Here is a 26470-nt window from a genome sequence, read left to right as displayed (position 1 = left end):
CGTTAACGGTGTCCACATGCGTAAACAGCATATTTTCAGCCATTGGCAGGAGGATGCGGAACCCCTCCCGAAACGGCACTCGCCCGCCCGTCCCGTGTCGCGCGGCCGGGCGCACTAGGCTTGCGGCGTAACCATCCGTCGAGCGACCACGAGGACGAACATGGCATTGCCCGCACCCCATCCCGATTACCGCGCGGTGGTGACCGGCGCGTCATCCGGCATCGGAATGGCGTTGGCCCGGGAGCTCGCCCGGCGCGGACATTCCCTGATCCTCGTCGCGCGGTCCGAGGACAAGATGACCGCCCTGGCCGCCGAACTCTCCGGCCCCTCCCTGACCGTCGAGGGCCGGCCCTGCGACCTGTCCGACCCCGAGGCGCGGGCGGAGCTTTGCGACGAGCTGCGTGAACGCCAGATCAGCGTGATGGTCAATTGCGCCGGCGTGGCCACGTTCGGCCGTTTCCAGGATCTGGATCCGGAGTACGAGCGCGCGCAGTTCGAGCTCAACGCCACGGCGCTGTTCGACCTGACCCAGCTGGCGATCGGCCCAATGGTCGAGCGGGGATCGGGGGCGATCCTCAACGTCGGTTCGGCGGCCGGCACCACGGTGATCCCGAACAACGCCACCTACGTGGGCACCAAGGCGTTCGTGAACACGTTCACCGAGGCGCTGCACTACGACCTCAAGGGCACGGGCGTGCATTGCACGCTGCTGGCCCCCGGCCCGGTCCGCCCCGACGTGCGCGACGGCGGCGCGAACGAGGTCGACGAGAACATCCCGGATTTCCTGTGGACCTCCACGGACGACTGCGCCCGCGACAGCCTGGATGCGCTGGCGGCCAACCGGCTGCGCGTGGTGCCCGGCGTGCTGAGCAAGGGCATGAACACCGCCGGCAACTACCTGCCGCGCTGGCTGGTGGCGCCGATCGTCGGCAAGCTCTACGAGGGGATGGCCCAGTGACCGGCGGCAACGGAAGCGCGAACGGAAAATCCAACGGCGGCGCGAACGGCAACGGCAACGGGACGCACCCCAAGTACGACCGCATCGTTTGGATCGACTGCGAGATGACGGGCCTGGACCCGCAGAAGCACGTCATCGTCGAGATCGCGGCGCTGGTGACCGACGCCGACCTGAACGTGCTCGGCGAGGGCGTCGACATCGTCGTCCACGCCTCCGAGACCGATCTGGCGCAGATGGACGAGTTCGTCACCAACATGCACAACTCGTCCGGGCTGACCGAGGAGATCCGGGCGTCGTCGGTGAATCTCACCGAGGCGGAGCAGATGGTCCTCGACTACGTCCGCCAGTGGGTTCCGGCGGAGCGCCAGGCGCCGCTCGCGGGCAATTCGATCGCCTCGGACCGGGCCTTCATCAACCGGTACATGCCGGAGCTCGACCAGTTCCTGCACTACCGCATGATCGACGTGTCCTCGCTGAAGGAGCTCGCCCGCCGCTGGTACCCGCGCGTGTACTTCGGGCAGCCGGAGAAGGGCATGGCCCACCGGGCGCTGGCCGACATCCGCGAGTCGATCCGCGAGCTCGAGTTCTACCGCCGCACCATGCTGGTGCCCGGAGATGGGCCGACCACGGAAGAGGTCGCCCGGGCCGCCGACGACGCGTGCCGCGCGATGCCCACGGACTGACCCCGGCCAAACCCCGCCGGACATGCCCCCGACCTGCGGTTTTGTCGGGCGCATTTCGTGGGTTATCCTGTAATCCGCTGCACGGCAGGGGCTCACGCCGCTGACGTGAATGCGATGGTGACTGTAGTTCAGTTGGTAGAGCACCAGGTTGTGATCCTGGGTGTCGCGGGTTCGAGTCCCGTCAGTCACCCCGACAGAGAAGGCCCGGACCGCAAGGTCCGGGCCTTCCTCATTCGCACGGCCCACAGGAGAGTTCGCCGCCAAATCACGGCCGCAATCTCTCGGGGAACCCGGTCCAGCGCAACTCCTCCGGTAAATGGCTCATGTCGTTGAACATGATGACGCTCGGCGCCAGTTGCAGCCGGTACTCGATCACCGTGAGCGCTGCATTCGCGCTCTCCACTCCGAGCCAACGTTCGGGTGGAGCACCAAAGGCGTCACGCAGCAGCCAAGCGATCGGATACGCATGCGTGATGAGGACTTCGTGCACGTCTTCCCCGCTTTCCGGGGCGACCGCGAAACGATCCACCAGTGAGCGCGCGACCTGATGTCCCGCCTCGGCTTCCTCTCGCGCGTATCCATCGAAAAACGGCAACCACGGACCTGGGATCCGTGACCGAGGGGGAACATACGGGACGTGGTCCACCAACTCAGGGCGAGCCGCCAGTTCGGGATCGCCTTCCAAGTAGAGGTCCAACTGTCTCGCCGTATCCCTGGCCCTCGGCAACGGGGAGTGCCAAACACCGCTGATGGGAAGCCCAGCGAGGCGACGACCGAGTAAGCGGGATTGCTCCCGGCCAATTTCAGTCAAGGCTCCGAATGCATCGGCGTCTCCATGCCGGGCTATGTAGAGGAATCTGGTTGCCATGGCGTTTCGGGAGCGCTTCACGCTCCTTCACCTTTCCGTCGTCGTTCCTTCTGCATGGGCTCGCGGATACTTGGATCCGTCATGGGACGGCTGCATTCCGATTCAGTTGGCGGGAATCATGGCAGAGCCGCCCGCCCCCCACCAAGGCCCCCATTACCCTGGCCCCAACGTGCCGGCAGTGCCGTCGAGAGTGACGCGCACACCATCGGGGATTAATCGAGTGGCGTCGGGGAGACCAGTGACGGCGGGAATGCCGTATTCACGAGCCACAATCGCCGCATGACATAAAGCACCTCCGGTTTCAGTCACCACTCCGCCGGCAATCGCAAATAGGGGGGTCCAAGAGGGGTCGGTCCATGGGCAGATGATGATGTCGCCGGGGCGAACGCGACCGAACTCATCGGGCCCGCGCACTACACGTGCCACGCCGGTGGCGGAGCCGCGTGCCGCAGGCATCCCCGCCACCCACGTCTCCGCCGCCGAGGAGATGGATGCCGAATGTCCCGGGAGGTCCGCGGTTATGGGGCGCGACTGAAGCAACCACGGCTTCCCCTCCGCAATGGCCCACTCAATGTCCTGGGGTGCACCCAGCAATTCGGAGGACTTACCACCGAGTTCCACGATTAGGCCGATCATCTTTCCATCGAGTGCAACCGCCGATCGCTTAAACTCGGGGACCGACGAAATCACGATGCCGCCCCGAGCTCGACAACGATCGGCTCGTTGCGCTTTCGATCCAATCACGCAGGTGACATCTCCATCTTCGGGCACCTCGAACGAGTCTGGCGTGACGGATCCGCCAACCAACGATGTTCCCAACCCCCAAGTCGCTTCGATCCTCGCCGATTGACGTTCGGCGGATGGAGTGAACAGCACACCGGACACTTCGGCATCGACGTGTTTCTGGACGAGAACGGCCAAACGCTGCGGTTGGAGGAGTCGCTCGCTTTCAGCTTCGCCGAGCTCGATCCGGGCCCGGTACTGCGCGACTCTTGGAGCCAGCGCGGAACGGTGACACTGTTCGATCGCATCCAAGACGTCATCGACTCCCTCGACGGCGAGAAACGTCTCATACTGACCGGCCGCAGATGCGGCAGAAGTGTCCTCCTCTACCCCGGAGGACCTCACTGCGACCGGCCCACCTCCGAGCTCACGCAAAACGAATTCCATCGCCCGCCGAAGTCTCGCCCGTTCACTTGCGCTGGTCCGTACCGAAGGTTCGTCGCCGACCGGAATCACGAATCCCTCGGGCACCGGCAAACCAGCGCGCAGCAGCAGCCCGAGATTCGCCGCCTTGGCCCCGCTCGTTGCGGTCTCGGCATCGCGAAGGGGGATCATCGCCTTGAGTGTCATCAACAACATGTTGACAACATTTTGTTGATACCGCAAGGTGGATTCCATGGGACACGAGAAACACCCCCGGTTGAACGAGAGCGCATCGCCCACCGACGCGAGCGACGCGGCCCGAGCCCGCAGAGAGCAAGAAGCAACCTCGCACTTGCTGAATCTGGGTGCGGATCAACTTGAGCGACGCCCTTGGCGCCCGGCCCCGGCCCCACCCACGGCCGTCGACCTCACCCAGTTCGCCCTGTGGAAATCAGGGGAGCTATCCGGCGCCGAATTGCTCAGCGCGCTATCCCTGCTTCAGGCCGCTCGAGATGAGGTCGACGGCGCGGAAATCGGCCTGCTCTTCAGCGCGCGCAACATCGGTTTGACGTGGGCTCAAATCGCCGAGGCAACCGGATTTCGTTCCCCCCAGGCCTGCCAGCAACACTTCACCCGCCTGAGTTCCCGGAAAGGCCTCTGATCATGGGAGCCCGGTCACGCACGCCCTTGCGGATTCTCCACGCCGTCCGGCTCCTGGGCTTTTCGGACGTTCCCCGGATCGCGGCCCGGTCCGAAACATCCATCGCCGAGGTCCGATTGTTGCTCCGGGATTTCGAGACCAACGGGTGGATCCGAAAGACCTCGTTCGCGGACTTGAGCGGTTGGTCGCTCACGGAATCGGGACGCATCGAAAACGAGAGGCAACTCGCTCACGAACGTGAAATTGCCGATCCGGACGGAATCATCGAGGCAGTCCACCAAGACTTCATGCCACTGAATGCGCGACTCTTCCGCGCCTGCACCGACTGGCAAGTCAGACCGACGGTCGAGGACAAGTACTCCCCGAATGACCACGAGGACCCTTCATGGGACGAGCGTGTTCTCGATGAATTGGCCGCGCTCTCGCGAGAGCTGGAGCCCCTGAATGATCGTTTGACCTCGGTCCTCGACCGGTTCTCCGGTTACGCCCCAAGATTTGCGAAGGCGTTGGAGTTCGCACGACGCGGCGACCGGGGATGGGTCGCCGCCTCGTCCTGCGATTCCTGCCACCTGGTGTGGTTCCAGTTGCACGAAGACCTGATCGCCACCCTCGGCATCAGCCGCGAAGACGAACCGGGGAGGGGCGACCAGGTCAGTTGAACTACTTCGACAGGTCGCCGATCACGCGCTCCGCGAGCTTCTCCGACGACTTCGGGTTCTGGCCCGTGTACAGGTTGCCGTCGACGACGACGTTCGACGCCAGCGGCACGAGCGCCTTGTCGTAGTCCACGCCGAGGCGCACGAGCTCGTCCTCCAGCAGCCACGGCGCCTTGTCCGCCAGACGGTTGAGGCGCTCCTCCGCATTGGAGAAGCCCGTCATGCGGCGCCCGGCGAACGGCGACGCGCCATCGTCGCCCGTGGCCGCGCGGATCACCGCCGGCGCGTGGCACAGCAGCGCCAGCGGCTGGCCGGCGTCCATGCGCATGCGCAGCAGCTCGCCGGAATCGGAATCCGCGGCGAGATCCTCCATGGGGCCGTGTCCGCCCGGGTAGAAGACGAGGTCGTAGGACGCGGCGCCTGACTTGATCTCGGAGACGACGTCGGCAAGCACCCGCGGCGACCCCAGCACCGGCGCGAGCTCGTCGAGCGCGGCCTTCATCTTTTTGCCGGTGCCCGGCAGGCCCGCGGCCATGCCCAGGCTGGCCTCGTCGACGGTCGGCGCGACGCCGCCGGGGGTGGCGATGGTGACGTCCCACCCGGCGTCGACGAACTTCCGGTACGGCACCACGAACTCCTCGGCCCAGAAGCCCGTCGGGTGCTTCGTGCCGTCGTTGAGGGTCCAGTGGTCGGCGGCGGTCATGATCATCAAGACGGAAGTCATGCATTGTCCTTCTGTTGACGTCGGGGCGGGCCGGCCGGTCCGCCCGGAGCCGGTTTCCCGGTCCGCCGTCGACCCTAGCCCCACCATCCGGCCCAGCCCCACCCACCGACCGGGCCCCACCAACCAACCGAGCGCCGCCGCATCCGCCGCCCCGGCCCGGTTACGCGGCGACGTGCTCGGCGGCCCGCTCCCCCAGCCGGCCGTCGACCATCTCCAGCGCGCGGTCGGCGCGCCCCGCCTGCCCGGGATCGTGGGTGACGTAGAGGGTGGCCACGCCGTACTTGCGGGTCACGTCGATGATCAGGTCGGTGACCTGCTCGGCGGCGCGGCGGTCGAGGGCCGCCGTCGGCTCGTCGACGAGCAGCAGGTCCGGTTCGTTCATCAGCGCCCGCGCCAGATTGACGCGCGCCTGCTGGCCGCCGGACAGCGTGGAGATCTTCCGGTCCGCCAGGTCCGCGAGCCCCACCGCGGCGAGCAGTTCATCGGCCCGCTCGCGTGCCTCGCGGCGCTTGCTTGACGACGGCGGCAATACCCGGTCCAGCCGCGTCATGACGATCAGCTGCTCCCGCACGGTCAGCGCCGGCAGCAGATTGGGCTGCTGGAACACGATGCCGATGTGGCCGCGGCGGACCTTTGCGGCTTCCGCGCCGCCGACGACGAGATCGATGGTGCGCCCCTCCTCGTCTGACGGGTGTAGTTCGGCGGTGCCCGAGTCGGGGCGCTGCAGGCAGCCGGCGACGGCGAGCAGCGTCGACTTGCCCGAGCCCGACGGGCCGGTGATGGCGACGATCTCGCCCGCGTCGACGGACAGCGACACGTCGTCGAGCAGCCGGCGGTCCGCCGAACCGTCGCGGACGTCGAGCGTGATGCCGTCGAGAATGAGCGCGGCCCGGTCCGTGTCGGCGTGAGCGCTGGTGCTGGTGCTGGTGCTGGTGCTGGTGCTGGTGCTGGTGCTGGTGGTCATGGTGCTCTCCTGGTTTCCCGTGTCTTTCGCGTTTTCCGTGTCTTCGGTGTCTTGGGTTTCTTCGGCGACCATCAGGCGTTGGCCAGCGCCGCCCGCGGCTGCACCCGCAGCACGGGCACCAGCGCCACGGCCGCGCCGATCACGCCGGTGGCCACCAGCAGGGCGCCGGGCCACAGGGTCGTCGAGGCGTCGATGACGATGGGCATGACGTCGGCGTTGGACAGCAGCGCACCGGCTCCCGCGGTGATGGCGACGCCCGCACCGACTCCCAGCGCGAGCACGACCAGCGCCTGCCCCAGGGCGTCGGCGACGAGCACGCCCCGCGAGGCGCCGAGGGCCGACGACACCGCCACGCCGCGCATCCGCTGCACGGTCCACACCATGAAGAACGCGCCCACGACGAGCGCCGAGATGACGTAGAGCAGGCTGGTCATGGCACCCAGCGACATCTGCTCGCCGGTGTAGGACGCCGACAGCCCGTAACGGTCCTCGCCGCGCAGCACCGTCGTTCCGTCGACCTCCGGCACTGCGCCGTGGGCGGCCTCGTCGACGACCACCGCGGCGACCTGCCCCTCTCCCAGGCGCTCGGCCAGCTGCGGCGAGGCCAGCACGACCGGCTGGTGCTCCCACCAGATGTCGCCCGCATCGCCCGAGACGGTCACGGTGCGGCCGCCGAACGTCGCCGTGGACTTGCCGGACAGATCCCCGGCTACCTCATCGGCCGGGCGGATCACGTCGCCCGTCAGGGCGGCGTCGGGAAGCACGGTCACCGGGACGTCGCCCACCCGGGCACGCCCCACGGACCATGCCTCGCCACCGGCGGCGGTGAGCCGTTCGACCTGCTTCGGCGTCAGCCGCGACGCCGACAGCGACGGGGTGCCGGTGTCCGCGACGACGACGGCGTCGTCCGGCCCCAACAGCTCATCGAGCGCCGACACCGACCGGTGCGACAGCCCCGCGGCGAGAGAGGACAGAAACGTCACCATCACCGCGATGAGCCCGACGGTGACGGTGATCAGCGCCGTACGGCCCGGCGCGGCCTTCAATTCACGCAATCCCTGGAACATGCCATCGATGTTCGTCGGCGCGCGGCGAAAGCGAATCACCCGCGGGATTGGACTTCGCCACCAACTTTCGGTTGACCCGGGGATCGGGCGGCCAGGCCCGCGGCGGCGCCCTCCCCCGTGCCGAGCCCCTACGCTGGACACCGTGAATGCGCCGAACCCCGTTGCCCCGGTGCCGGATCGCGGCACCGACCCCGTGGCGCTCAGCCGTTTGTGGCGGGTGCTGCGGATCTGCCTCGACCTGCTCATCGCCGTGCTGTGGCTGTTCGCCGTGGTGCGCGGCGACGGTTGGGCGACGTGGGCGTGGGCCGTCGGGTTCGCGGCGGTCTACGCCGCCGGGCGGTTCCGGTCCGACGAGCTGGGCCCGGGTCTGCCCACGTGGCCGTGGCTGGCCGCGCTGTCGGCGACGTTCGCGGGACTGGCGTGGAATTCGGCGGACGCCGCGTATCTGGCGTTCCCCCTGTTCTTCGTGGTCATGCACATCGCGGCGGGCTGGGCCGCCGTCGCCTTGGTGGTGGCGCTGACGCTGGTGGCCATCGCCGGCATCGCGCGGCACGGTGATTTCGGCGTCGGCGGCATCGTCGGCCCGGTCCTCGGCGCGGCGGTGGCCATCGGCATCGGCCTGGGTTTCCGGTTGCTCATGCGCGACGCGCTGGCCCGCGAGCGCGCCATGGCCGAGCTGGTCGCCGCCCGCGCCGACGTCGCCGCGATGTCCCGCCGCGCCGGCGAGCTCGACGAGCGCGCCCGCCTGGCCGCCGACATCCACGACACCGTCGCCCAGGGCCTGTCGTCCATCCAGCTGCTGCTGCATTCGGTGGAGAGCACCCTCGACCCGGCTGAGCCCGCCCTCGAGCGCATCCGCATGGCGCGCCGCGTCGCCGCCGACAATCTCGCCGAGACCCGGCGCATCATCGCCGCCCTCCAGCCCGCCCCGCTGTCCGGGGCCGATCTGCCGCTGGCGCTGGCTCGGACGTGCGCGGCCACGCCCATCGACGCCGAAGGCACCACGGCGGGCTTCACCGTCGACGGCGATCCGCGGCCGCTGCCGGATGACATCGAAGCCGCCCTGGTGCGGATGTGCCAGGCGTCGGTGGGCAACGTCGTCAAGCATTCCCGCGCCACCCGCTGCAACGTCACGCTGACCTACCAGCCCGACTGCGTGTCCCTCGACATCGTCGACGACGGCGTCGGCTTCGACCCCACCGCCGCCGCCCCGGCCGGGGCCGTCGGCATCGCCGGCGTGCGGCGCCGCGTGGAGGCCCTCGGCGGATCCATGACCATCGAGTCCGCGCCGGGCGCCGGCTGCGGGGTGTCGGTGCGGGTCCCGCTTGACGACGCCCGCCTCCCCGAGTCCGCCGTGCCAGGCTCCACCATTCTCGGCTCCACGCCACCCGAGTCAGCCCCGCCCTCCTCCGACTCAACCGGTACCGGCGACGGCGCCGCACCGACCGACCCCACCCAGGAGCCCCGATGATCAACGTTCTGCTGGCCGACGACCACCCCGTCGTCCGCGCGGGCCTGCGCGCCGTGCTCTCCACCGCAGACGATATCTCCGTCGCCGCCGAAGCCGGGACACCCGACGACGCCGTGCGCGCCGTGGAGGACGCGCAGCGCTCCGGGGCGCCCATCGACCTCGTCCTGATGGACCTGCGCTTCGGCGAGGGGCCCGGCGCCCACGGCCAGGCCGGCGGCGTCGACGCGACCACGCGGATCCGCGCCCTGCCCGACCCGCCGCAGGTGCTGGTGGTGACCAACTACTCCTCCGACGCCGACATCCTCGGCGCGGTCTCGGCGGGGGCCGTGGGCTACCTGCTCAAGGACACCGACCCCGAGCAACTGGTCGATGGCGTCCGCGCCGCCGCCCGGGGCGAGACGGTGCTGTCGGGCGATGTGGCGACGCGGCTGATGGGCCGCCTGCGCGACCCGGGCCGCAGCCTCACCGCGCGGGAAACGGACGTGCTGCGGCTCGTCGCCGACGGCCTGTCCAACCGGGAGATCGCCGCGCGCCTGACGCTGACCGAGGCGACCGTGAAATCGCACCTGGTCCACGTGTTCACCAAGCTGGACGTCGGCTCGCGCACCGCAGCCGTGGCCAAGGCGACCGAGCTGGGGATGCTCTAGCTGCAGTGCCCCGGTCGGTGGGTCCCGGTGTTGATGCATCCCGGTCCGTTGTGGCCCAATGTCGCTGCGTCCCGGTGTCGTCGCGAACGCCACCCATCGTGGGGATCGCCGCGCCCGGCACGCCACCCCGCTGGTCAACCCGCTCCGCTCCCTGGGCACACCGCGCCGCTCCTCGGGCACGCCACTCCTTGGGCGCGTCGCTCAACGTCAACCCCAGTTGGAGTTGGGCGCGAAACGCAGCCACTGACCGCGTGAACGGCGATAAACGCCCAGGTGGCGAAATCGTGTGGCTGCATCGCCGAGCTACCGCCGCCCCATGCGCCGGCGGCGACGGGGACGGGGACGGGGACGTAGGGGCGATCGGTTCGTTCACCCGCGTCGGCAACCCGCGGGCTGTCCCGCCCGGGGCAATGCACCCCGCCGGCTACCTGGTCGGCACCGCCTCCGGCCCGTAAACCCACCCCGAATGCGCAGACCCACCTGCTACAGGGGGTGGGTGTGCGCATTCGGGGTGGGTTAGCCGGGGACTTTTCGGCGTGGGGTTGCCGGGGATCTTTCGGGGTGGGTTAGCCGGGGGCTATTCGGGGTGGGTGTGCGCATTCGGGGTGGGTTAGCCGGGGACTCTCCGGGACGGGCAGAAGCGGGCTGCCGCGGCCGAACACGGAAAAACCCCGCCCGGCCGAGTGGCCGGACGGGGTTGTGCGTCGACGTCGTAAAGCCTATTCCCGGATCACCAGGAAGAGGTCTCGTTGGCGTTGCCCGCCTTCCAGGTCTCCCACGGGATGTTCCAGTCGCCCAGGCCGTCGGTGCCGGGCAGGGTGCCGCCGATGGTGTTCTTCACCAGCACGATGTCGCCGCGCTTGGTGTTCTGCTGGAACCACGCCGCATTGGCGTCGGTGACGTTGATGCAGCCGTGCGACACGTTCTGCGAGCCCTGCGCCCACACCGACCACGGCGCACCGTGGACGTAGATGCCCGAGTAGGACATCTGCGTCGCGTACTTCACCGGCGTCCGGTAGCCGCCGGCTTCCAGCGACAGACCGTAGGTCGTGGAGTCCATGATCATGCTCGAGTGCTGGTCGCCGATGACGTAGGTGCCGTTCGGCGTGGGCCAGCGCGCCGAGCCCATCGAGATGGGCATCGAGTTCTCCACGGTGCCGTTGCGCTCGATGGTCATCGTCTTCGTCGCGTCATCCGCGATGGCGACGACGCGGTCGCCGATGGTGAAGTTCGTGGAGCTGTTCTCCTGGCCGTAGTACCCGTTGCCCAGGTCCTTGCCGTAGATGTCCACGTCGACGTTGACCTTGGTGCCCGGCTCCCAGTACTCCGCCGGGCGCCAGCGCACCTCGGAGTTGTTCAGCCAGTAGAACGCGCCCTCGACGGCCGGTTCCGTGGTCACTTTGATGGCGTCCTGCGCGGCCTTGCGGTCGGAGATCGGCTCATCGAAGCGCACCGCGATGGTCTGGCCGACGCCCACCGTCGAGCCCTCGGCCGGAGACAGGTAGCCCATCGTCATCGTGGTGGGCGTGACCGTCTGGAAGGAGCTGGACAGCTTCTCCTCGCCGGCCTTGGCCTCCAGCTCGTACGTGCGGCCGTAGCCGAGGTTCTCCGTGGTCGACCAGGACTTGCCGTCGGAGGCCAGCTCGCCGGCGACTTCCTTGCCCTCTTCGTTGGTCAACTTCACCGAATCGAGCTTCGCGCCGTCGATGGTCACCTTCACCGGCTCGGTGACCGACCAGTCGTCGGCGCCGTCCTTGACGTTGGCGACCGGCTTCGGATCGGCCTGCTCCACCTGGTTGGTTTCCCCGGTACCGCCCGCATCACCGACGGTGCAGCCCGTAAGAGTCAGCGCGGCAACGCCGAAGGCCGCGACGGCGGCCCGGAAACGGCGGCCGCGGATCAGCTCAACACCCATTTTTTTCAATCGCTCCACACACTCGTCCATGTCGTCGACACAAATGCCCTGCGACGGCAGCCGTCAGGGGACACCCCCGCACACATGCCATGCAAATGCATACCCGGCCAACCTAGTCGCTCGCCCCGGAAAAACGCTCCTCAAGAGGGCCGCAGACAGGTCACAATCCGACAACATCCCGTAGCCGCAGGTGACGCGCGGTCGATTTGAGTATCGAACCAGCAACGTCGCACGTCCGGGGGGCTTCATGATGACTATCGGTCCCCAAAGGGAGTTGCGTTACGCGCCCTTCACTCCGGACCGCCGTTCACCCCCGCAACCGCCTCCCGCCACGTCCGATGCTCCGTCCGGGCTCTCCCCCTCCCCTCCTTCGATCGACCGCCACTCCTCGTCGGGCCCGCCTGCGGCCGCCTACTTCCGCGTCTCTCGCCGCCCCGCCCGAAACGGGCATTTCCCGCACTTCGCGCACCGGCGCTGCTCCGGTGCCGCCCCGGAGCTGCCCCGGATGGCACCTCGGCGCGACGATGCCCGCGAAGGCGTGCCGATGCACGCCAAAGCTTGCCGACGAAAACCGCCCCTGACCAGGCGATTTTGAATCGCGCGGCGAAGAGGGTTATATTTCTTCTCGTTGCAGCGGAGGCCAGCGCACAGCGGGCCGAAGCCAAGACCAAGCGCCATTAGCTCAATTGGCAGAGCAGCTGACTCTTAATCAGCGGGTTCGGGGTTCAAGTCCCTGATGGCGCACCAAAGAAATCATCCCCGACCAGCGGAAACGCGGGTCGGGGATTTTGCTTTTCCCTGACTCGAAACACCCCCGCTCACCACTTATCCACCACTTTGCCTACCAGCGGAAATGCACGATTGTGCGATTCGCTCACCCGGCGAAGCGCTGCAGAATCGCCGTCAGGTCCGGCGCCCGCTTCGCCCGCGCCGCGATGTAGTGCCGTCGCGTCATCGCCGTCGACGCGTGCCCGAGCTGCGCCGCGGCATCCTCATCGCCGGTGACGGAGTCGACCAGCGTGGCCACCGACCGGCGCAGCGTGCGGAACTCCACCCACGACCACATGTCGACGTTGCCGCGGCCGGCGGCGCGTCGGGCGGTGCGCCACTGGCGCCGGATGTTCGCCGGCGACCGATGCCCGCCGTCCGCCGTCGGGAAGACGGGGGCGATGCCGATCGGGGTCATCTGCGTTGCCCGCATCGTCGCCAACAGTTGCACCGCGAACGGCGGCAGCACGAGCTCGCGGATGTCGCGGGCCTTGGTGTGCTCTTGGCGCACGAGCCCCTCCCCCTTGATCCACACCATCGTCGCCGCGATGGTCACCGTCGGCGTCGCGGCGTCGAGGTCGATGTCGCACCACCGCAGGGCGGCGATCTCCCCCGGCCGGGCCCCGGTGGCCAGCAGCATGTCAACGAAGTCCAGCAGGTCATGTGCCCGGCCCACCGACCGTAGGTTGACCCGTTCAACCGGGCGCCCATCGTCTGCGATGCGCACGGCCATCCAGTCGACGACGCCGGCTCGCAGCTCGAGGAACTGCGCGGGGGTCAGGACGACGACGTCGGGCTCGGGGGCTCGCTTCTTCGGCAGCGGGCGGACGGGGTTCGCCGTGACGGCGTCGTGCGACAGGGCGAGGGCGAATGCCTGCGACAGGATCGTCCGGGCCCGGACTCGTTGGGAGTCGGGCAGGCCGTCGAGGAACTTCGCGATGCGCCCCGGGGTGGCCTCAATGAGCGTGACCTCGCCGATACGCGGGCGGATGAGGCTGCTGATGGTCTGCTCGTAGTCGTCGATCGACTGGGGCAGGATCTCCCCGGCCTTCGTTGCGATCCAGGTGGCGCAGAGGTCGGTGATGGTGGTGGTGGGGCCAAGTCCGGCAGCGGGGGCCGTGGTGGCGGCGCGCGCGGCGAGGCGGTCGCGTAGCGCGCCTTTGGCGGCGCTGGCGCTGGGGCCGCGGGCGGAGACGGGGCGCAGGCGGCCGTCGGGGTCGCGGAAGCGGGCGCGGGCCTCAAAGGTGCCGGGCCGGATGGAGCGGACGTTGATGTCTCCCCAGGTGCCGATGGGGGTGCGGGGTCGGCCGGCCATCAGGCCACCTGCCCGAGTTCGTCGAGGGCGCGGTTGATGGCGGCGGCTTCGTCGTCGGTGACGGTGCGCAGGCGGACGTCGAGGGTGCTGAGGTCGACGTCGACGTCGGTGGCGATGCCGTGGCGGTCGCCGTCGCCCTGGGCCCAGACGATTGCGGTGACGAGGTCGTCGATGGTGATCAGCCGGTGGGCGGCGATGCGGTCGACGGTGCGTTCTTCGCGTTCGGCGAGGACGTTGGGGAGGTGGTGGATGATGCCGCGTTCGACGTGGATGAGTTCGTGGGCGAGGGTGCAGCGTCGTCCGGTCGGGGTGAGTGCGGGGTTGAGCCAGATGGTGTGGCCGTCGGTGAGGCCTGCGATTCCCGCCGGCAGGGGCAGGCTGCTGATGATTCGGAGGCCCTGGGTGTGGTCGTCGGGGTTCCAGGTCATGCCCGATGTTCTAGCACACGCTTTCGAATACGGGTGTGAGACTGTTCGAACATCCCAGGTCACGACTGCCCCCCTCCCCCTAGTCGCGATAGAACGACGACGCGTCGTTCGGGTCGATCTCGCGTGCCGCGGCGAGGTACGGCACTTCCGACGCTTCCCTCGCCCCTTCGCGAAGTCGCCGACGCAGCTCGTCGAGGAGGTCATCGCTGTCGACCTGCGAAAGGTCTACGGCGGGCGCGGCTTGGTCCTGCGCGCGCAGCAGTGATTTCAGCTCGGACGCAGCGTCGCCACGCCCAACGCTGATCAGGTCCGCGGGGGTTACGCCGACGGCGGCGGCGATGATGGCCAGCGTCGGCGCCGGCGGATGGTCGACGATCGGGACGCCCTTGGATTCCCAGCGCCACCCGCGCTCGATGGACTGCCAGCGCGAGGGGCTGATCCCGGCTTTCTTGGCGGCGGCTGTCGCGGAAATGGCGGGCCACAGCGCGGCGCGCGCTTGTCGAATGAGCGCGCCCTCGGGGGCCGGCGTGATGCCTTCTGGGACGTCCATGGCCGAAATTTTACGCGCCATTGTGAGCAATCCGCGCGAGTGCGCGAATTACATTGCCGCAATTCAATCCAGCCTGGTCAGATGTCACACGGTTGTGCTTACGCGCAATTGCGCGTAATCTGTTGACCATGACCCGCCATCGCACCCCCTCAGATCTGGCCGCGCTCCGGGAAGCCAGCCGCCTGACCCTCCGGGAAACCTCCCGCCGGGTCGGGCATTCCGAATCGCACATCCGCGCCGTCCTCGCAGGTAAGACCGGAGCCAGTCCCTACATCCTCGAATCCCTCGACCACGTCATCGTCTCCGACGCTCTCGCACAGAAGGCGCACCTCGACCAGCTCGTCGCCGAATTCATCGGGGGTGCAGCATGAGCGCCCTCGACCCGCTGCTCGCCGAAATCACCGACGCCGTGCGCGCCGTCGTCCGCGAGGAACTCGCCAAGATGACCACCCCCGAACCGGTGATCCTCGACGCCGACGAGTGGCTGCCGACCGGAGCCGCCGCAGACCTGATCGGCGCATCAGCGTCCACCCTCGCCCGGTGGCGCGCCGAAGGCTCCGGCCCACCGTTCGCCCGCCACGGCCGCGTCATCCGCTACCACCGCGACGCACTCCGCGACTGGATGGCCGACCGCACCGCCGCCGCCTAACCCGAAAGACCACACCATGCTCCACTTCCCCACCACCGAGGCCATGCCGCCGACAGCAGGCCGCACCGAATGGCTGACCCAACGCCGCGAAGGCATCGGATCCTCCGACGTCTCCGCCATCCTCGGCCTGTCGACCTACGAGAGCGCCTACTCCCTGTGGGAGCAGAAAACCGGGCGCGCGCCCCTCGACCCGCCGGCAGACGACCGCATCGAAGAACTGCGGTACTGGGGCAATCGCCTCGAGCCCATCATCCGGGAGGACACCGCCCGCGAGCTCGGCGTCGACATCATCAAGCCGCCCGTCGCCTACCGATCCATCGAGCACCCCCACATGCTGGCGAACCTCGACGGCTGGGTCCCCGACCTCGAGGCCCTTTTTGAGGCGAAGAACACCGACGCCCGCAACGCCTGGCTCTGGGACGGACAGGTCCCCGACCACGCCGAGCTGCAGGTCCACCACTCCGCACACGTCGTCGGCGCCGACCGGGCGATCATCGCCGGGTTCGTCGGCGGAAACCGCCTGCGGATCCACGAGATCACGATCAACCCGGCCGTCGTCGACATCATCCTCGACGCCGAGTCCCGCTTCTGGGAGCACGTCACCAGCGATACCCCGCCGCCGGTCGACGGGCACGTTCGCACGATGGAATCCCTCACCCGGGCGTGGGCGCACAAGCCCGGCGTCCGCGAAATCCCCGCCACCGACGTGCAAGACGCCTGGGCGCGGTGGGCCGACGCCGACGCGGCGGAGAAGGCAGCCGCGGCCGCGAAGAAGCAGGCCGTCGCCGAACTCGCAGCCGCGATGGACGGCCACGACGAACTGCGCACCGGCGACCGCGTGTGGGCCCGAGCCCAGCGCGGCCAGCTCGTCATGTCCCGCCTGGCCGCCGACAAACCCGACCTCGTCGCCGAGTACACCCGGCCCGCCCCGGTGTTCGACCTCGAAGCGTTCAAGACCGACCACCCCGACATCTACGGCGCCTACCAGGGCGTCTCCATCCGACCCAAGACCCCCAAGGAGAACTGATCACCATGGCCCGCGACCTCGCCACCCGACTCGAAAACAACCAGTCCCCCGACACCCGCCGCCCGGCCGGTCTCGCCGACCAGATCCGCAGCATGGAGAAGCAGTTCCAGCTCGCCATGCCCCGCGGCGCCGAAGCCGCCCAGCTCGTCCGCGACGCCCTGACCGCCATCCGGCAGACCCCGCAGCTCGCCGAGTGCGACGCCCCGTCGGTCCTCGGGTCGCTGATGACCTGCGCCCAGCTTGGCCTTCGCCCCGGCGTCCTCGGGCACGCCTACCTCTTGCCGTTCTGGGACACGAAGGCCGGCGGCAGGCGGGCGCAGCTCGTCATCGGCTACCAGGGCCTCATCGAGCTGGCGCACCGCTCCGGGCAGATCAAGAGCTTGATTGCGCGAACGGTGTACGAGAACGACTTCTTCGAGGTCGACTACGGCCTCGATGACCGTCTCGTCCACAAGCCGACGATGACCGGCCCGAAGGGCCAGCCCATTGCGTACTACGCCATCGCGAAGTTCACCACCGGCGGGCACGCGTTCTACATCATGAACCACTGGGAGATGGAGCAGTACCGCGACAACCACGCCACCGCGAAGACCCGCGACGGCCGGGTCGTCGGCCCGTGGCGCGACCACTTCGAGGGCATGGCCCACAAGACCTGCGTCCGTCAGCTCGCCAAGTGGATGCCGAAGAGCACCGACTTGGGCCGGGCGATCGAGGCCGACAACTCCGTCCGTGTGGATCTAACCCCCGCCGCAGTCGACTACCCCGAGCACGTCGACGGGCAGGTCATCGACGACGCCGCCCCGGACACCACCCCGGACGCTGCCCCGGGAGACGCTGACGCCGTCTACGCCGCCCAGGCCGACGGCACCGACGCGTGACGTGGGCCGCCCGCGCGCGGTGCGGAGGTGACCCCCGCCCCTGGGACCTGGACACCTACCGCACCCGCAGCGACGCCGAGACCGCCTGCCGCCAACTGTGCCGCGGATGCCCCGTCATCGCCGACTGCGCGACCGACGCCGCCGCGGGCGGCGACGCCTTCGTCATCCGCGCCGGAGTGTGCCTCTGGCCCGCAAACTCCTACGGCCGACAGCGCTCCGAGGACACCCGCCGGCTGCATTCCATCGCCCACCAACACCGACAGGACACGACATGATGACCGACAAGCAGCTCGGAGAAGAGCTCAAGATCGCCGCCGACAACCTCGCCCGAGCCGTCCACAAGGAGGTGGACGACGACTACAACGTCCAGACCGGCTACGAAACCATCGTCGTGTGCCGGTACTTCATCGAGAACCGCAAGGACCCCAAGGTCCAGCAGTTCTGGCTCGACTTCCGGCGCAATTGGGAATCTTCCCCGCGCACGGATGCAGGAGTTGCAGGACAGTGACGTGGTTCAAGGTTGACGATGGATTCTGCTCCCACCCGAAGGTCATCGGGCTCGACATGGCCGCCCGGGGGCTGTGGGTCACTGCCGGCTCCTGGTGTGCCCAGCAGCTCACCGACGGAGTCATCGACGACCGGCAAATCCGGGCGCTCGGAGGCACCCGGAAACAAGCCGAGAAACTCGTCGCGGCGGGCCTTTGGAGCCACGACGGAGCGCCGTTGAGCGCTCGCCGTTACTCCTTCGAGAACTGGCGGGACTTCCAGCCGACGCGCGACGACGTTGAGGCGAAGCGCCGAGAGGCACGCGAGCGAATGGCCCGCGCGAGAGCCAAGAAGGCCGCCACCAGTAGCAATGCCGAAACGTTCGCGCGAACAGACAGCGAACGTTCGCGCGAAGTTCGCTCAGATGGATTGAGCGAACGTTCGCATTACCCCGACCCGACCCGACCCGACCCGACCCGACCCGAAGTAAATACAGCTAGCAGCCAGCCTCACGGTGAGCAGGACGCCAGCACCGAAAGCGCCAGCAGCGATCCCCACCACCCGGCCGAACTCGCACCGACGATCCGCCGGCTCCTCACCGCCGGACATTCCCCCGCAGCCATCGACACCGCCGTCGCTGCCTGGATCGCACGCCCCCGGCCGAAGGGCCCCGGTCTCCTCCCTCACCTCGTCGCCGATGCGGAGGCAACCGCCGAAGCCGGACGCGCCGAAGCGCAGAAGCGCGAACTCGCGGCATCCAAGCGCGCCGCGACCAACGCCTGCGACCTGTGCGACGAGACCGGCCAGATCCTCGACGACCGCGGCCGCCCCATGGCACCGGCGATCCACTGCACCCACGACGAGGACGCCAACGCGGCGCTCGTCCTCGACGCCCGCCAGCGCGCGGAAGCGGAAGCCGAAGCCGAAGCGGAGCGCCGTGACCGTGCCGCCAAAGCCGCCGCCCAAGCCCGCGAACTCCGGGCCCGCCTCGCCGAGCAAAGGACCTCCGCATGATCGAGCACACCCTGTGGCTGCCCTACGCCACCCCGCCGCTCACCGCGAACCAGCGCATGCACTGGGCCGTCAAGGCCCGCACTACCGCCGACGTCCGCCGCACCGCGATGCTGCTGGCCCGCGCCGTGAAACTCCCCCAGGGCGTCGAGCACGTCACGATCGAGCTGCACTACACCCCGCGCGACCGACGGCGCCGCGACGCCGACAACCTTGTCCCGACGCTCAAAGCCGCCTGCGACGGACTCGTCGACGCCGGCCTCGTCCCGGACGACACCCCGGACCTGATGACCAAGCACATGCCCACCATCGACCAGCCATCCCGCGAAGCCCCCGGCCCCAACAACTCGCGCATGGCCCTAAAACTCAAAATTCGGGGCCTCTCGCAGCCGCACACCCACACCCCGCCACCCGACCACCCCTAGCGCACTACAGCGCGCGACAAGCCCGCACAGCCGAAAACCAACACCCCGCAAAACCCCACAGGCCACCCACCCGCACCACGATCGACCACCACCACCAGAAAGGACACCCGACATGGCCAACCGCCGCACCCTCCCCGAAGACGACGTCCACATCGCCGAACGACGCAAGCGCGCACTCGACCTCCGCCTCGCCGGCGCGACCCTCGCGGAGATCGCCGAAGCGCACGGCGTGTCGATCACCACCGCCCACAAGGACATCCGCAGGTGCCTGTCGGACATCCCGAAAGCGAGCGCGGACGAGCTGCGGAAGCAGGAGATCGCACGCCTCGACAAGCTGCAAAACGCCTGCTGGGACGACGCCGTGCGTGGTGACCTGTCGGCGATCGACCGGGCGCTGAAGGTCATCGACCGGCGGGCGAAGATGCTTGGCCTGGATGCGCCGCAGCAGGTGGAGGTCACCGGCGTGGACGTGGACCTGGATGCGACGGTCGCGCGGATCATGGCGGTGGCCGATGCGGTGTCGAAGCATGGGGACGAGGTGGTCGGCGGTGAGTGATGCGGAGTGCTGGTGGGAGCCGGATCCAGTGGTGACCGAGCAGGTGCTGCAGGGCCGGCGGCGGATTGCGGATTTGTCGACGGATGACACGAACTGGGTGGTGGCCGAGCTCAGTGCGCGGCGGCGGACGGTCGCGGAGATTGCGCGGGCATTGGGGTGTACGCCGCGGCATGTGAAGCGGGTGCGGGCGCGGCCGGTGGTGCGGGTGATGCGGGCGTTTGCGGAGGAGCGGGCGCGGGCTGTGGGGTGCGAGCGTCGGGCGTTGGATGCGGAGGCTGTGGCGCGGCGGGTGGTGGCGGAGCGTGATGCGTTGGAGCGAGCAAGGTATTCCCCCCGTTGATTACCCCCCAGTTCGCATTACGCGCAATTGCGCGTAATCTGATCCACAGGCAAGCGACCACGCCACCCAAGAAGCGAATACCGGCCCCTTACGCGCAATGACGCGCAACCAACCGAAAAGGACCCGCACCATGCTCACCCTCCGCGACCTCATCACCGACGCGCTCTACGAAACCTCGTCCTGCCCCGTCGTCGACGAGCTCACCGTCCACACCACCACCGAGTCGACGATCCTCGTCGACATCGAAATCCCCGGCGCCCCGCACATGACCCGCTACGCCGACGGGTCCGGCGGCTTCTCCCTCATGGAGGACTGGACCGACACCACCGAATCCACCGACCACATCGACTGGGACCCCACCACCGACCCCACCGTCGCCCTGTCCGACATCACCTCCGGCGCGATCCCCGACGGCGCCGACGAAGCCGATGCCCACATGGACATCACCATGCCCGTCGAGATGCTCGCCCGCATCGTCGACACCTACCTCGACGGCCGGCCCGAGGTCGTCCTGCCGTGGGAGCCGGACCCCACCATGTACGGCACAAACCGCGACTTCACGGTGTTCAACTCGGAAGTCGCCACCCTCGCCAAGCGCCGCACCGACGGCGGCTGGCTCGAAGGACTGTGGGCCGGAACCGACCTCGCCGCCGCGATGCGCACCGCCGTCACCCTCGACGACCAGCTCGAACACCTGGGCCTGGAGGCCGCGTTCACCGAACTGTGCGTGCCCCGCCGCATCACCGGCGACGACATCCGCGCCGGTCTCGTCGCCCACATCGACGCGCTCCGCACCCGGGCGGAAGCGGTTCGCCACCACCGCCCGGGCACCGCCGCCGCCTAACCCGCGCGGAAGCCCCGTCACCCACGCCAGGTGGGCGCGGATCAGATCCGAGACGGGGCACCAGGGGCGGGGGCTTCCCCAGAAGGGAGTCCTCCCTTTACTCACCGGGCCCCTCACCGGCCACGACCCCGTGGCCACCCGGACCCCCGCCCCACACAAGCCGGTGCGTCAAAAGCGGTCTGGGAACACCGCAAAGCCCCGCCACCCCATACAGCCCGGGTTTCCAAATTTCCCCGAGCCGGCGGGGCTGCGCACCACCAAACCACCCCCTCCCACGAAATCGAAAGGCCCCTATCGTGCACCGCGATCTCACCGCCCTCGCCGTCGCCGTCGGCGTCATGAACCCACCTGCCCGACCGCGCTGGCGCACCCACCTCACCTGGGCCCTGATCACCATCACCACCCTCACGATCACCCTGTGGATCGGACACCAAGCCGACCAGCACCTCACCGCCATCCTGGAAGCGACCGCGTGATGGCCGCCCCGCCCGCCACGATCCCGTTCCCCGAGTCCCACATCCGACCACTCCTCGACGCCGGATACCCGCTCACCGCCATCAGCCGCGCCGCAGGACTCGCAGCCAGCACCCTCATCGTCGCCCGCCGCCGCGGCACCGTCACCCACCCCGCCGCGCCCGACGCTCGCCGACATGACCCCGGACGAACGGGAAGCGTGCCAGTGGATGCAAGCCGACGTGCGCACCTTCGCCCGCCGCATGGTGATCATTGAGATCCACGCGTCGAGCGTTGAACTGATCGAGAAGGACGGCGCCCGGTGGAACGTTCCCCCCGAGCGCGTCACCCCTCGCCCTGACCTCCCCCGCCTCGAATGGCCCGACTCTGAGCCTGTCTCTGATACTCGACCGTCCATCAATGATGCTCTGCCGCATGGGTTCCGGTTGGCTGACCACCCGGTGCATGGGCGGGTCGTGGTCACCGCCACCGAACCGGACAGGGACGGCGAACTGTACTTTGTCTGCCCCTTCCCCGGTACTGGCAGGAATCGCGGCGGCGGCTGGTGCAAGCCCGACGTGTTGACGTTCGTGGGCACCACCCCCGCCCCGAACCGGCTGGCCGTCGGCAGCACGTGGGACGACGGGGACGCTCTGGACGAAGCCGTTCGCACGTCTGGGCGTGACGACGTGATCGCGATGAACGCCGCGAACAGGCCGCACCGCTACTGCGCCGCCACCGGCCGCTGGCATGGGGAGCACTGGGGGCCGGACGGCCCTCACGACATGGCCCCGTGGACGGTGCTGCACACCGGGTGGGAGGCCGACCAGTGACCATGACCCCCGACCACGCACGCGAACTCATTAACTGGCGCAACGATGAAGATCACCCGAAGGTGCGCGACGGAAAGGGCCACGCCATGTTCGAGGTCGAATCCGGAGGCGACGAAGCCAAGTACTGGAACCAAATCGCCGACGCGCCGTATGAGGACGTTGTCCTGTACGCCGCCGCCCCCGACATGGCCGAATTCATCGCCGGAATGCGCGAGGAATGGGGCGCGGAACGCCGGGTGCGCGGGCGCTGGCACCGTGTCGTCTTTGCGTTCAACACCATCTGGACGGACGACCGCGCCGTCGCGGAAGACGCCGCCGACGAATGCCGCAACCTCGGCCTCCCCACCCGCGTCGTCCGCCGGTACGTCACCACCCCGGAGGAAGCATGAACCTGAGCCTCGATGACGTGGCCCGCGCCATCACCGAAGAGCGCCGCGCATGGGGGCAGATGCTCGAAGGCATCCCTATGGATTCCCCGAACCGCAGCATCAACCAAGCCCGGAGGGACGCCGTGAACCTCGCCCTCCTCCGCATCCTCGACCGACTCACACAACAGGAGGAAGCATGAGCACCCGAGGGGGCACCGTGTGGGTGACGTAATCGGGCGCGACCGCATGGCCCACCGCCGAAACATGGTCGCAGCGCTGCGGGGGTTTGAGCGCTTGTCCGAATGGGGCGACCAATGGGTGCGCGACCACTGCGCTGAAATGCACTTCCCGGACGGCGACGAATGGCAGGGCGACTGGCTGCAATGCGGCGAACCCCCAGGCCATGCCGGACCCCACCGGCACCACGAGGACCGACGACACACATGGAGAACCACATGACCCCGGAAGACACCCGCGCCTGGGCCGAGTTCTATGCGGCCATGACCCGCCTGGGCCTGGACCCCGACGTGGAAGCCGGGCACTGGCCACCCGCCGCCCCCGACACCACGCCCGGCCCGTCGACCGGCCTGGCGGTCGACTTCTTCATCGACGCGATCTCCCAGGCCCCCGAAACGCACCGCGACGTCGTCCTCGTCCACGCGATCTCCACCATCGTCGCCGTCTACACCTGGGCCGCCCTCGCACCCCGCTAACCCGGTCACCACTGCCCACGACCATCACGGGCATGACCGACCACGCCGACCTGCTCCGCCGCACCATCCTCGCCGAAACCGCCGGATGGTCCCCCACCCAACGCGCCGCCCTCCTCCACCGCCTCGACCGCGAAACCACCCGCGCCCACACCGCCCGCACCCACCCCACCGCCGGCACCCTCGCCCAAGCCATCGAACCATCGACGGTGCAGACCCCCGCCCTCGAAGCAATCGACCAGGCCCTCGAATGGGCCCTGTCGACCCGCGACGCCCGCCTCGCCATCTCCATGCCCCCACAGGAGGGGAAGCTAGTCGCCCACGACACCCCCGTGCCCACGCCCACCGGCTGGACCACGCACGGCGAGCTCCGCCCCGGCGACCAGGTGATGCACCCCTCCGGCCGCCCCGTCACCGTCACCGCCATCCACCCCGAAGCGATGGCCACCATGCGCGTCCACATCGACGGCAACGACCACATCGATGTGCACCCCCGCCATGAATGGACCATCCACCGCAACGGCTGCCCCGCCCCCCGCACCGTCGAAACCCAATGGCTCGCGGACCACGCCATCACCACCGGCCCGGCGGGCCGTCGGGGATGCAAGTACCTGAGCCACCTGCCGCACCGCGAGGCCTTCACCCTCCCCGACGCCAACCTCCCCATTGACCCGTACACCCTGGGGCTGTGGCTCGGCGACGGCCGCGCATCCGGCGCCTACATCCACCACGACGCCGCCGACGACTACCAGTACGCCTACCCCGTCACGTCCACCTGGACGCACAAGGACACCGGCGTCGTGCAGGACTACCTCGGCGGCGGCTTCCTCACCGCACTGCGGGCCCTGGGCCTGCTGGGCAACAGGCACATCCCCTCCGTGTACCTGCGGGCGTCGGAGGCGCAGCGGCGGGCCCTGCTGGCGGGCCTCATCGACTCCGACGGGCACGTGCCCGCCACGGGGAATCAGGTGTGCTTCGACAACACCTCCCGCCGCCTCGTCGCCGACGTCGCCGAGCTCATCCGCACCCTCGGCTACCGCGCCGGCGAACACCGCCCCATCGCCCCCAGCGACGGCGGAACCGGCGTCCGCGGACAGCAGATCACCGGGCGGCGGGAGATGTGGCGCGTCGCATTCAGCCCCCACGACGGCATCGTGCCGACCCGCCTGCCCCGTTACGAGGGGCGCATCACCGCCCGCGCCGCCCGCCGCCGCACCCCCATCACCGGCATCGAGCCCATCCCCCCACGGCCCGGCCGGTGCATCACCGTCGACGCACCCGACGGCCTGTACCTCGTGGGCCGGACCATGGTACCGACCCACAACTCGCAGCGCGTCGGCGTATGGGGCGTCGTCCGCGCCCTCGTCCAAAACCCCGACCGCCGCGTCGTCCTCGCCTCCTACGCCGAGCACCTCGCCCGCGGTACCGCCCGCCAGGTCCGCAACATCATCCGCGAACACGGCCACGGCGCGAAAGACCCCCTGACCGGTGCCGCACTGGTCGACAAGCTGGGCCTGGCCCTGGCCGACGACAACGCAAGTGCGGGGTCCTGGCAGCTCGCCGGACACAAGGGCGGTCTCTACGCCGTCGGCGTCGGCGGCTCGCTGACGGGCCGCCCCGCCGACGTCCTCCTCGTCGATGACCCCCTCAAAGGCATGGCCGAAGCCGACTCGGTTGTCGAACGCCGGAAGGTCATCGACTGGTGGGAATCCGTCGCCCAGACCCGCCTCGCCCCCGGAGCCCCCGTCGTCATCATCATGACCCGCTGGCACGAGAAGGACCTCGTCGGACATGTCCTCGCCCAGGACAAGCAGGCCGGCAGGTCGTCGTGGCGGGTGGTGAACATCCCCGCCGTCGCCACACCCGGAGTGCCCGACGCCCTGGGCCGCGAGCCCGGGGAGGCGATGATCTCCGCCCGCGGCCGCACCGCGGAGGACTTCGACCGCATCCGCGCGGATGTCGGCGAGCGCGTCTGGTCGGCCCTGTACCTCGGCCAGCCGACCCCCGCCGGCGGCGGCCTGTTCGCCACCGAGTGGTTCGCCCGCCACCGCGCCCCCACCGTCGGCGGCACCCCAGCGGCCCGCATCGTCTCCGTCGACCCCGCCGAAACCGGCAAAGCCGACGAAGCCGGCATCATCGGCCTGACCGTCACCGCCGACGGCCGCGCCTGGGTCACCGACGACCACTCCGGCCGCATGCAATCCGACGAGTGGGCACGCACCGCCGTCCTACTGGCCCTGGGCACCGGAGCGGGAGAAGTGCTGTTCGAGGCGTTCACCACCGGCCCCACCTACGAGCGGGTCCTCGACGCGGCGTGGCGGCGGGTGCGCGACGAAGCCCGCCTGCTCCGCGACCATGCCGGTGACCTCGCCGCCGCGGCGATCGCCTACGCCCGACTGGAGGACCGGCCCGCCGACCCACTGGCCGCCCTCCGGCAGCTCGACGGAGTGCCGGTGCCCGACCAGACCGACCCGCCGTTCCGGATCCGCCCGTGGCGCGCCCGCGGCGACAAGGTCGCCCGCGCCGCCGGCACCCGGCAGGCCGCGTCCACCGGGCGGCTGCGGATGGTCGGCACGCACCCGGAGCTCGAGGAGCAGGCCACCCGGTGGCTGCCCGGGCAGGATTCCCCCGACCGCATGGACGCGCTGGTCAATGGGTATGAGCGGTGCATGCAGCTCGTCGGGGCGGAAGCGCAGATCGCCACCCCAGGCATGCCCGCCGCGGCCCCAGCTGCGTCGCCCGGGGTCGGCTCGGGGTTCTGGTCCAGCCCGATCGGCTAGATCACCCCGAGCGCGACGGCGTCCGCGATCAGCTGCACGGCGAGGCATACGACCGCAGTGGAGAGCGTCAGCCGGTAGGCGTGCCGCTCCGTGCGATCGTCGACGACCAGGACGTAGTGGGCGGCGGCGTAGGCGGCGAGCGCAAATACGCTGATCAGGGTGGTAGCGAGGATGATCATGAGGTGTGTGGCAGAAGTCATGCGTGGAGCGTCGCACGCCGCTGTTCCCCGCCCCCCCTTCAAACGGGGGTAAGAGGCGTAATTAACCCAGATCACGGACGATTTCGTAC

The 26470-nt window shown here is 69.2% G+C and carries 33 protein-coding genes and 2 tRNA genes; 25 read left to right on the top strand and 10 right to left on the bottom strand.

Going from position 1 to position 26470, the window contains the following annotated elements; translation table 11 throughout:
• Positions 1 to 160: 160 nt before the first annotated feature.
• The 3 genes from cmrA to CHAN_RS03535 all read left to right on the top strand — a co-directional run bounded on the left by cmrA (position 161) and on the right by CHAN_RS03535 (position 1831).
• Positions 161 to 958, top strand: a complete 798-nt coding sequence (gene cmrA / locus CHAN_RS03545) for a mycolate reductase (protein ID WP_290291852.1) — start codon at positions 161 to 163, stop codon at positions 956 to 958.
• Between the two features lie 83 nt (positions 959 to 1041).
• Positions 1042 to 1641 (top strand): oligoribonuclease, encoded by a 600-nt coding sequence (orn, locus tag CHAN_RS03540; RefSeq protein ID WP_377748414.1) that lies wholly within the window; start codon positions 1042 to 1044, stop codon positions 1639 to 1641.
• A 117-nt stretch (positions 1642 to 1758) separates the two neighbouring features.
• Positions 1759 to 1831, top strand: a tRNA-His gene (locus tag CHAN_RS03535).
• Between the two features lie 75 nt (positions 1832 to 1906).
• Here CHAN_RS03535 and CHAN_RS03530 read toward each other — a convergent pair.
• Positions 1907 to 2509 (bottom strand): histidine phosphatase family protein, encoded by a 603-nt coding sequence (locus CHAN_RS03530; RefSeq protein WP_290293296.1) that lies wholly within the window; start codon positions 2507 to 2509, stop codon positions 1907 to 1909.
• A gap of 153 nt (positions 2510 to 2662) precedes the next feature.
• On the bottom strand, positions 2663 to 3910 hold the full coding sequence (locus CHAN_RS03525; RefSeq protein ID WP_290291850.1) for a PEP/pyruvate-binding domain-containing protein: 1248 nt from the start codon (positions 3908 to 3910) through the stop codon (positions 2663 to 2665).
• Between CHAN_RS03525 and CHAN_RS03520 the strand changes: the two genes are divergently transcribed.
• A complete protein-coding gene (locus CHAN_RS03520; protein ID WP_082144215.1) occupies positions 3909 to 4316 on the top strand; it encodes a DNA-binding protein in 408 nt (135 codons plus the stop codon). The two genes, CHAN_RS03525 and CHAN_RS03520, sit on opposite strands and share 2 nt — an antisense overlap.
• 2 nt (positions 4317 to 4318) lie before the next feature.
• Positions 4319 to 4975, top strand: coding sequence for a hypothetical protein (locus CHAN_RS03515; RefSeq protein WP_290291846.1), 657 nt, complete (start codon positions 4319 to 4321; stop codon positions 4973 to 4975).
• A 1-nt stretch (position 4976) separates the two neighbouring features.
• Here CHAN_RS03515 and CHAN_RS03510 read toward each other — a convergent pair whose 3' ends face one another.
• From CHAN_RS03510 to CHAN_RS03500, 3 genes are all read right to left on the bottom strand, one after another.
• Positions 4977 to 5696, bottom strand: a complete 720-nt coding sequence (locus CHAN_RS03510; protein ID WP_290291845.1) for a type 1 glutamine amidotransferase domain-containing protein — start codon at positions 5694 to 5696, stop codon at positions 4977 to 4979.
• Between the two features lie 160 nt (positions 5697 to 5856).
• The gene (locus CHAN_RS03505; protein WP_290291842.1) at positions 5857 to 6660 is read right to left on the bottom strand and encodes an ABC transporter ATP-binding protein; all 804 of its coding nucleotides are present in this window, start codon (positions 6658 to 6660) and stop codon (positions 5857 to 5859) included.
• A gap of 71 nt (positions 6661 to 6731) precedes the next feature.
• Positions 6732 to 7727, bottom strand: coding sequence for an ABC transporter permease (locus CHAN_RS03500; RefSeq protein WP_290291838.1), 996 nt, complete (start codon positions 7725 to 7727; stop codon positions 6732 to 6734).
• Between the two features lie 142 nt (positions 7728 to 7869).
• Here CHAN_RS03500 and CHAN_RS03495 point away from each other — a divergent pair, with 142 nt between their 5' ends.
• Entirely contained in the window at positions 7870 to 9198 is a 1329-nt protein-coding gene (locus tag CHAN_RS03495; protein WP_290291837.1) for a sensor histidine kinase, read from the top strand.
• Positions 9195 to 9845: a LuxR C-terminal-related transcriptional regulator gene (locus CHAN_RS03490; protein WP_290291834.1), complete on the top strand. Its 651-nt coding sequence runs from the start codon at positions 9195 to 9197 to the stop codon at positions 9843 to 9845. Before CHAN_RS03495 ends, CHAN_RS03490 begins: the two co-directional genes overlap by 4 nt.
• Before the next feature lie 730 nt (positions 9846 to 10575).
• Here CHAN_RS03490 and CHAN_RS03485 read toward each other — a convergent pair.
• Positions 10576 to 11760 (bottom strand): L,D-transpeptidase, encoded by a 1185-nt coding sequence (locus tag CHAN_RS03485; protein ID WP_082144213.1) that lies wholly within the window; start codon positions 11758 to 11760, stop codon positions 10576 to 10578.
• Positions 11761 to 12431: 671 nt separating this feature from the next.
• Between CHAN_RS03485 and CHAN_RS03480 the strand changes: the two genes are divergently transcribed.
• A tRNA-Lys gene (locus CHAN_RS03480) sits at positions 12432 to 12507 on the top strand.
• 127 nt (positions 12508 to 12634) lie between these two features.
• On the opposite strand, the gene CHAN_RS03475 is transcribed toward CHAN_RS03480, so the two are convergent.
• The 3 genes from CHAN_RS03475 to CHAN_RS03465 form a co-directional block, all read right to left on the bottom strand.
• Complete coding sequence (locus CHAN_RS03475) at positions 12635 to 13843, bottom strand: tyrosine-type recombinase/integrase (protein WP_290291828.1); 1209 nt, start codon at positions 13841 to 13843, stop codon at positions 12635 to 12637.
• Positions 13843 to 14271 (bottom strand): ImmA/IrrE family metallo-endopeptidase, encoded by a 429-nt coding sequence (locus CHAN_RS03470; protein WP_290291826.1) that lies wholly within the window; start codon positions 14269 to 14271, stop codon positions 13843 to 13845. The genes CHAN_RS03475 and CHAN_RS03470 overlap by 1 nt, the downstream gene beginning before the upstream one ends.
• Before the next feature lie 79 nt (positions 14272 to 14350).
• Positions 14351 to 14821: a helix-turn-helix domain-containing protein gene (locus CHAN_RS03465; RefSeq protein ID WP_290291824.1), complete on the bottom strand. Its 471-nt coding sequence runs from the start codon at positions 14819 to 14821 to the stop codon at positions 14351 to 14353.
• Between the two features lie 128 nt (positions 14822 to 14949).
• On the opposite strand from CHAN_RS03465, the gene CHAN_RS03460 reads away from it, so the two are divergent.
• The 17 genes from CHAN_RS03460 to CHAN_RS03380 all read left to right on the top strand — a co-directional run bounded on the left by CHAN_RS03460 (position 14950) and on the right by CHAN_RS03380 (position 26181).
• On the top strand, positions 14950 to 15192 hold the full coding sequence (locus tag CHAN_RS03460) for a helix-turn-helix domain-containing protein (protein ID WP_290291820.1): 243 nt from the start codon (positions 14950 to 14952) through the stop codon (positions 15190 to 15192).
• Positions 15189 to 15470, top strand: a complete 282-nt coding sequence (locus CHAN_RS03455) for a helix-turn-helix transcriptional regulator (RefSeq protein ID WP_290291817.1) — start codon at positions 15189 to 15191, stop codon at positions 15468 to 15470. The genes CHAN_RS03460 and CHAN_RS03455 overlap by 4 nt, the downstream gene beginning before the upstream one ends.
• A gap of 16 nt (positions 15471 to 15486) precedes the next feature.
• On the top strand, positions 15487 to 16497 hold the full coding sequence (locus CHAN_RS03450) for a YqaJ viral recombinase family nuclease (protein ID WP_290291816.1): 1011 nt from the start codon (positions 15487 to 15489) through the stop codon (positions 16495 to 16497).
• 5 nt (positions 16498 to 16502) lie between these two features.
• The gene (gene recT, locus CHAN_RS03445) at positions 16503 to 17375 is read left to right on the top strand and encodes a recombination protein RecT (protein ID WP_290291813.1); all 873 of its coding nucleotides are present in this window, start codon (positions 16503 to 16505) and stop codon (positions 17373 to 17375) included.
• On the top strand, positions 17372 to 17650 hold the full coding sequence (locus tag CHAN_RS03440; RefSeq protein ID WP_290291810.1) for a WhiB family transcriptional regulator: 279 nt from the start codon (positions 17372 to 17374) through the stop codon (positions 17648 to 17650). Before recT ends, CHAN_RS03440 begins: the two co-directional genes overlap by 4 nt.
• A complete protein-coding gene (locus CHAN_RS03435; RefSeq protein ID WP_290291808.1) occupies positions 17647 to 17883 on the top strand; it encodes a hypothetical protein in 237 nt (78 codons plus the stop codon). Before CHAN_RS03440 ends, CHAN_RS03435 begins: the two co-directional genes overlap by 4 nt.
• Positions 17880 to 18875 carry a hypothetical protein gene (locus CHAN_RS03430; protein ID WP_290291805.1) on the top strand — a complete coding sequence of 332 codons (996 nt, stop codon included), beginning with the start codon at positions 17880 to 17882 and terminating at the stop codon, positions 18873 to 18875. Before CHAN_RS03435 ends, CHAN_RS03430 begins: the two co-directional genes overlap by 4 nt.
• Positions 18872 to 19297 (top strand): hypothetical protein, encoded by a 426-nt coding sequence (locus tag CHAN_RS03425; RefSeq protein ID WP_290291802.1) that lies wholly within the window; start codon positions 18872 to 18874, stop codon positions 19295 to 19297. Before CHAN_RS03430 ends, CHAN_RS03425 begins: the two co-directional genes overlap by 4 nt.
• Before the next feature lie 112 nt (positions 19298 to 19409).
• Entirely contained in the window at positions 19410 to 19853 is a 444-nt protein-coding gene (locus tag CHAN_RS03420) for a hypothetical protein (RefSeq protein ID WP_290291797.1), read from the top strand.
• 31 nt (positions 19854 to 19884) lie between these two features.
• Entirely contained in the window at positions 19885 to 20193 is a 309-nt protein-coding gene (locus tag CHAN_RS03415) for a helix-turn-helix domain-containing protein (RefSeq protein ID WP_290291794.1), read from the top strand.
• A gap of 130 nt (positions 20194 to 20323) precedes the next feature.
• On the top strand, positions 20324 to 21037 hold the full coding sequence (locus tag CHAN_RS03410) for a hypothetical protein (RefSeq protein WP_290291792.1): 714 nt from the start codon (positions 20324 to 20326) through the stop codon (positions 21035 to 21037).
• Between the two features lie 296 nt (positions 21038 to 21333).
• Positions 21334 to 21513, top strand: a complete 180-nt coding sequence (locus CHAN_RS03405) for a hypothetical protein (protein WP_290291790.1) — start codon at positions 21334 to 21336, stop codon at positions 21511 to 21513.
• Positions 21514 to 21687: 174 nt separating this feature from the next.
• Positions 21688 to 22323 carry a hypothetical protein gene (locus tag CHAN_RS03400; RefSeq protein WP_290291788.1) on the top strand — a complete coding sequence of 212 codons (636 nt, stop codon included), beginning with the start codon at positions 21688 to 21690 and terminating at the stop codon, positions 22321 to 22323.
• A complete protein-coding gene (locus CHAN_RS03395; protein WP_290291785.1) occupies positions 22320 to 22712 on the top strand; it encodes a hypothetical protein in 393 nt (130 codons plus the stop codon). The genes CHAN_RS03400 and CHAN_RS03395 overlap by 4 nt, the downstream gene beginning before the upstream one ends.
• A complete protein-coding gene (locus tag CHAN_RS03390; RefSeq protein WP_290291784.1) occupies positions 22709 to 22891 on the top strand; it encodes a hypothetical protein in 183 nt (60 codons plus the stop codon). Before CHAN_RS03395 ends, CHAN_RS03390 begins: the two co-directional genes overlap by 4 nt.
• Positions 22892 to 23146: 255 nt before the next feature.
• Positions 23147 to 23404, top strand: coding sequence for a hypothetical protein (locus tag CHAN_RS03385; protein WP_290291782.1), 258 nt, complete (start codon positions 23147 to 23149; stop codon positions 23402 to 23404).
• 32 nt (positions 23405 to 23436) lie between these two features.
• Positions 23437 to 26181, top strand: coding sequence for an LAGLIDADG family homing endonuclease (locus tag CHAN_RS03380; protein WP_290291778.1), 2745 nt, complete (start codon positions 23437 to 23439; stop codon positions 26179 to 26181).
• On the opposite strand, the gene CHAN_RS03375 is transcribed toward CHAN_RS03380, so the two are convergent.
• Entirely contained in the window at positions 26178 to 26381 is a 204-nt protein-coding gene (locus CHAN_RS03375; RefSeq protein WP_290291776.1) for a hypothetical protein, read from the bottom strand. The genes CHAN_RS03380 and CHAN_RS03375 overlap by 4 nt on opposite strands.
• Between the last annotated feature and the right edge of the window lie 89 nt (positions 26382 to 26470).

The organism is Corynebacterium hansenii, assembly GCF_030408795.1.
Lineage (GTDB): Bacteria > Actinomycetota > Actinomycetes > Mycobacteriales > Mycobacteriaceae > Corynebacterium > Corynebacterium hansenii.
This window is presented reverse-complemented; position numbering and strand designations above follow the sequence as displayed.

Coding starts and splice junctions, on each gene's coding strand:
- cmrA (WP_290291852.1), top strand. CDS start 161: ATGGCATTGCCCGCACCCCATCCCGATTACCGCGCGGTGGTGACCGGC.
- CHAN_RS03530 (WP_290293296.1), bottom strand. CDS start 2,509: ATGGCAACCAGATTCCTCTACATAGCCCGGCATGGAGACGCCGATGCA.
- CHAN_RS03520 (WP_082144215.1), top strand. CDS start 3,909: ATGGGACACGAGAAACACCCCCGGTTGAACGAGAGCGCATCGCCCACC.
- CHAN_RS03525 (WP_290291850.1), bottom strand. CDS start 3,910: ATGGAATCCACCTTGCGGTATCAACAAAATGTTGTCAACATGTTGTTG.
- CHAN_RS03515 (WP_290291846.1), top strand. CDS start 4,319: ATGGGAGCCCGGTCACGCACGCCCTTGCGGATTCTCCACGCCGTCCGG.
- CHAN_RS03510 (WP_290291845.1), bottom strand. CDS start 5,696: ATGACTTCCGTCTTGATGATCATGACCGCCGCCGACCACTGGACCCTC.
- CHAN_RS03505 (WP_290291842.1), bottom strand. CDS start 6,660: ATGACCACCAGCACCAGCACCAGCACCAGCACCAGCACCAGCACCAGC.
- CHAN_RS03500 (WP_290291838.1), bottom strand. CDS start 7,727: ATGTTCCAGGGATTGCGTGAATTGAAGGCCGCGCCGGGCCGTACGGCG.
- CHAN_RS03490 (WP_290291834.1), top strand. CDS start 9,195: ATGATCAACGTTCTGCTGGCCGACGACCACCCCGTCGTCCGCGCGGGC.
- CHAN_RS03485 (WP_082144213.1), bottom strand. CDS start 11,760: ATGGGTGTTGAGCTGATCCGCGGCCGCCGTTTCCGGGCCGCCGTCGCG.
- CHAN_RS03475 (WP_290291828.1), bottom strand. CDS start 13,843: ATGGCCGGCCGACCCCGCACCCCCATCGGCACCTGGGGAGACATCAAC.
- CHAN_RS03470 (WP_290291826.1), bottom strand. CDS start 14,271: ATGACCTGGAACCCCGACGACCACACCCAGGGCCTCCGAATCATCAGC.
- CHAN_RS03465 (WP_290291824.1), bottom strand. CDS start 14,821: ATGGACGTCCCAGAAGGCATCACGCCGGCCCCCGAGGGCGCGCTCATT.
- CHAN_RS03460 (WP_290291820.1), top strand. CDS start 14,950: ATGACCCGCCATCGCACCCCCTCAGATCTGGCCGCGCTCCGGGAAGCC.
- CHAN_RS03455 (WP_290291817.1), top strand. CDS start 15,189: ATGAGCGCCCTCGACCCGCTGCTCGCCGAAATCACCGACGCCGTGCGC.
- CHAN_RS03450 (WP_290291816.1), top strand. CDS start 15,487: ATGCTCCACTTCCCCACCACCGAGGCCATGCCGCCGACAGCAGGCCGC.
- recT (WP_290291813.1), top strand. CDS start 16,503: ATGGCCCGCGACCTCGCCACCCGACTCGAAAACAACCAGTCCCCCGAC.
- CHAN_RS03435 (WP_290291808.1), top strand. CDS start 17,647: ATGATGACCGACAAGCAGCTCGGAGAAGAGCTCAAGATCGCCGCCGAC.
- CHAN_RS03425 (WP_290291802.1), top strand. CDS start 18,872: ATGATCGAGCACACCCTGTGGCTGCCCTACGCCACCCCGCCGCTCACC.
- CHAN_RS03420 (WP_290291797.1), top strand. CDS start 19,410: ATGGCCAACCGCCGCACCCTCCCCGAAGACGACGTCCACATCGCCGAA.
- CHAN_RS03410 (WP_290291792.1), top strand. CDS start 20,324: ATGCTCACCCTCCGCGACCTCATCACCGACGCGCTCTACGAAACCTCG.
- CHAN_RS03400 (WP_290291788.1), top strand. CDS start 21,688: ATGACCCCGGACGAACGGGAAGCGTGCCAGTGGATGCAAGCCGACGTG.
- CHAN_RS03390 (WP_290291784.1), top strand. CDS start 22,709: ATGAACCTGAGCCTCGATGACGTGGCCCGCGCCATCACCGAAGAGCGC.
- CHAN_RS03385 (WP_290291782.1), top strand. CDS start 23,147: ATGACCCCGGAAGACACCCGCGCCTGGGCCGAGTTCTATGCGGCCATG.
- CHAN_RS03380 (WP_290291778.1), top strand. CDS start 23,437: ATGACCGACCACGCCGACCTGCTCCGCCGCACCATCCTCGCCGAAACC.
- CHAN_RS03375 (WP_290291776.1), bottom strand. CDS start 26,381: ATGACTTCTGCCACACACCTCATGATCATCCTCGCTACCACCCTGATC.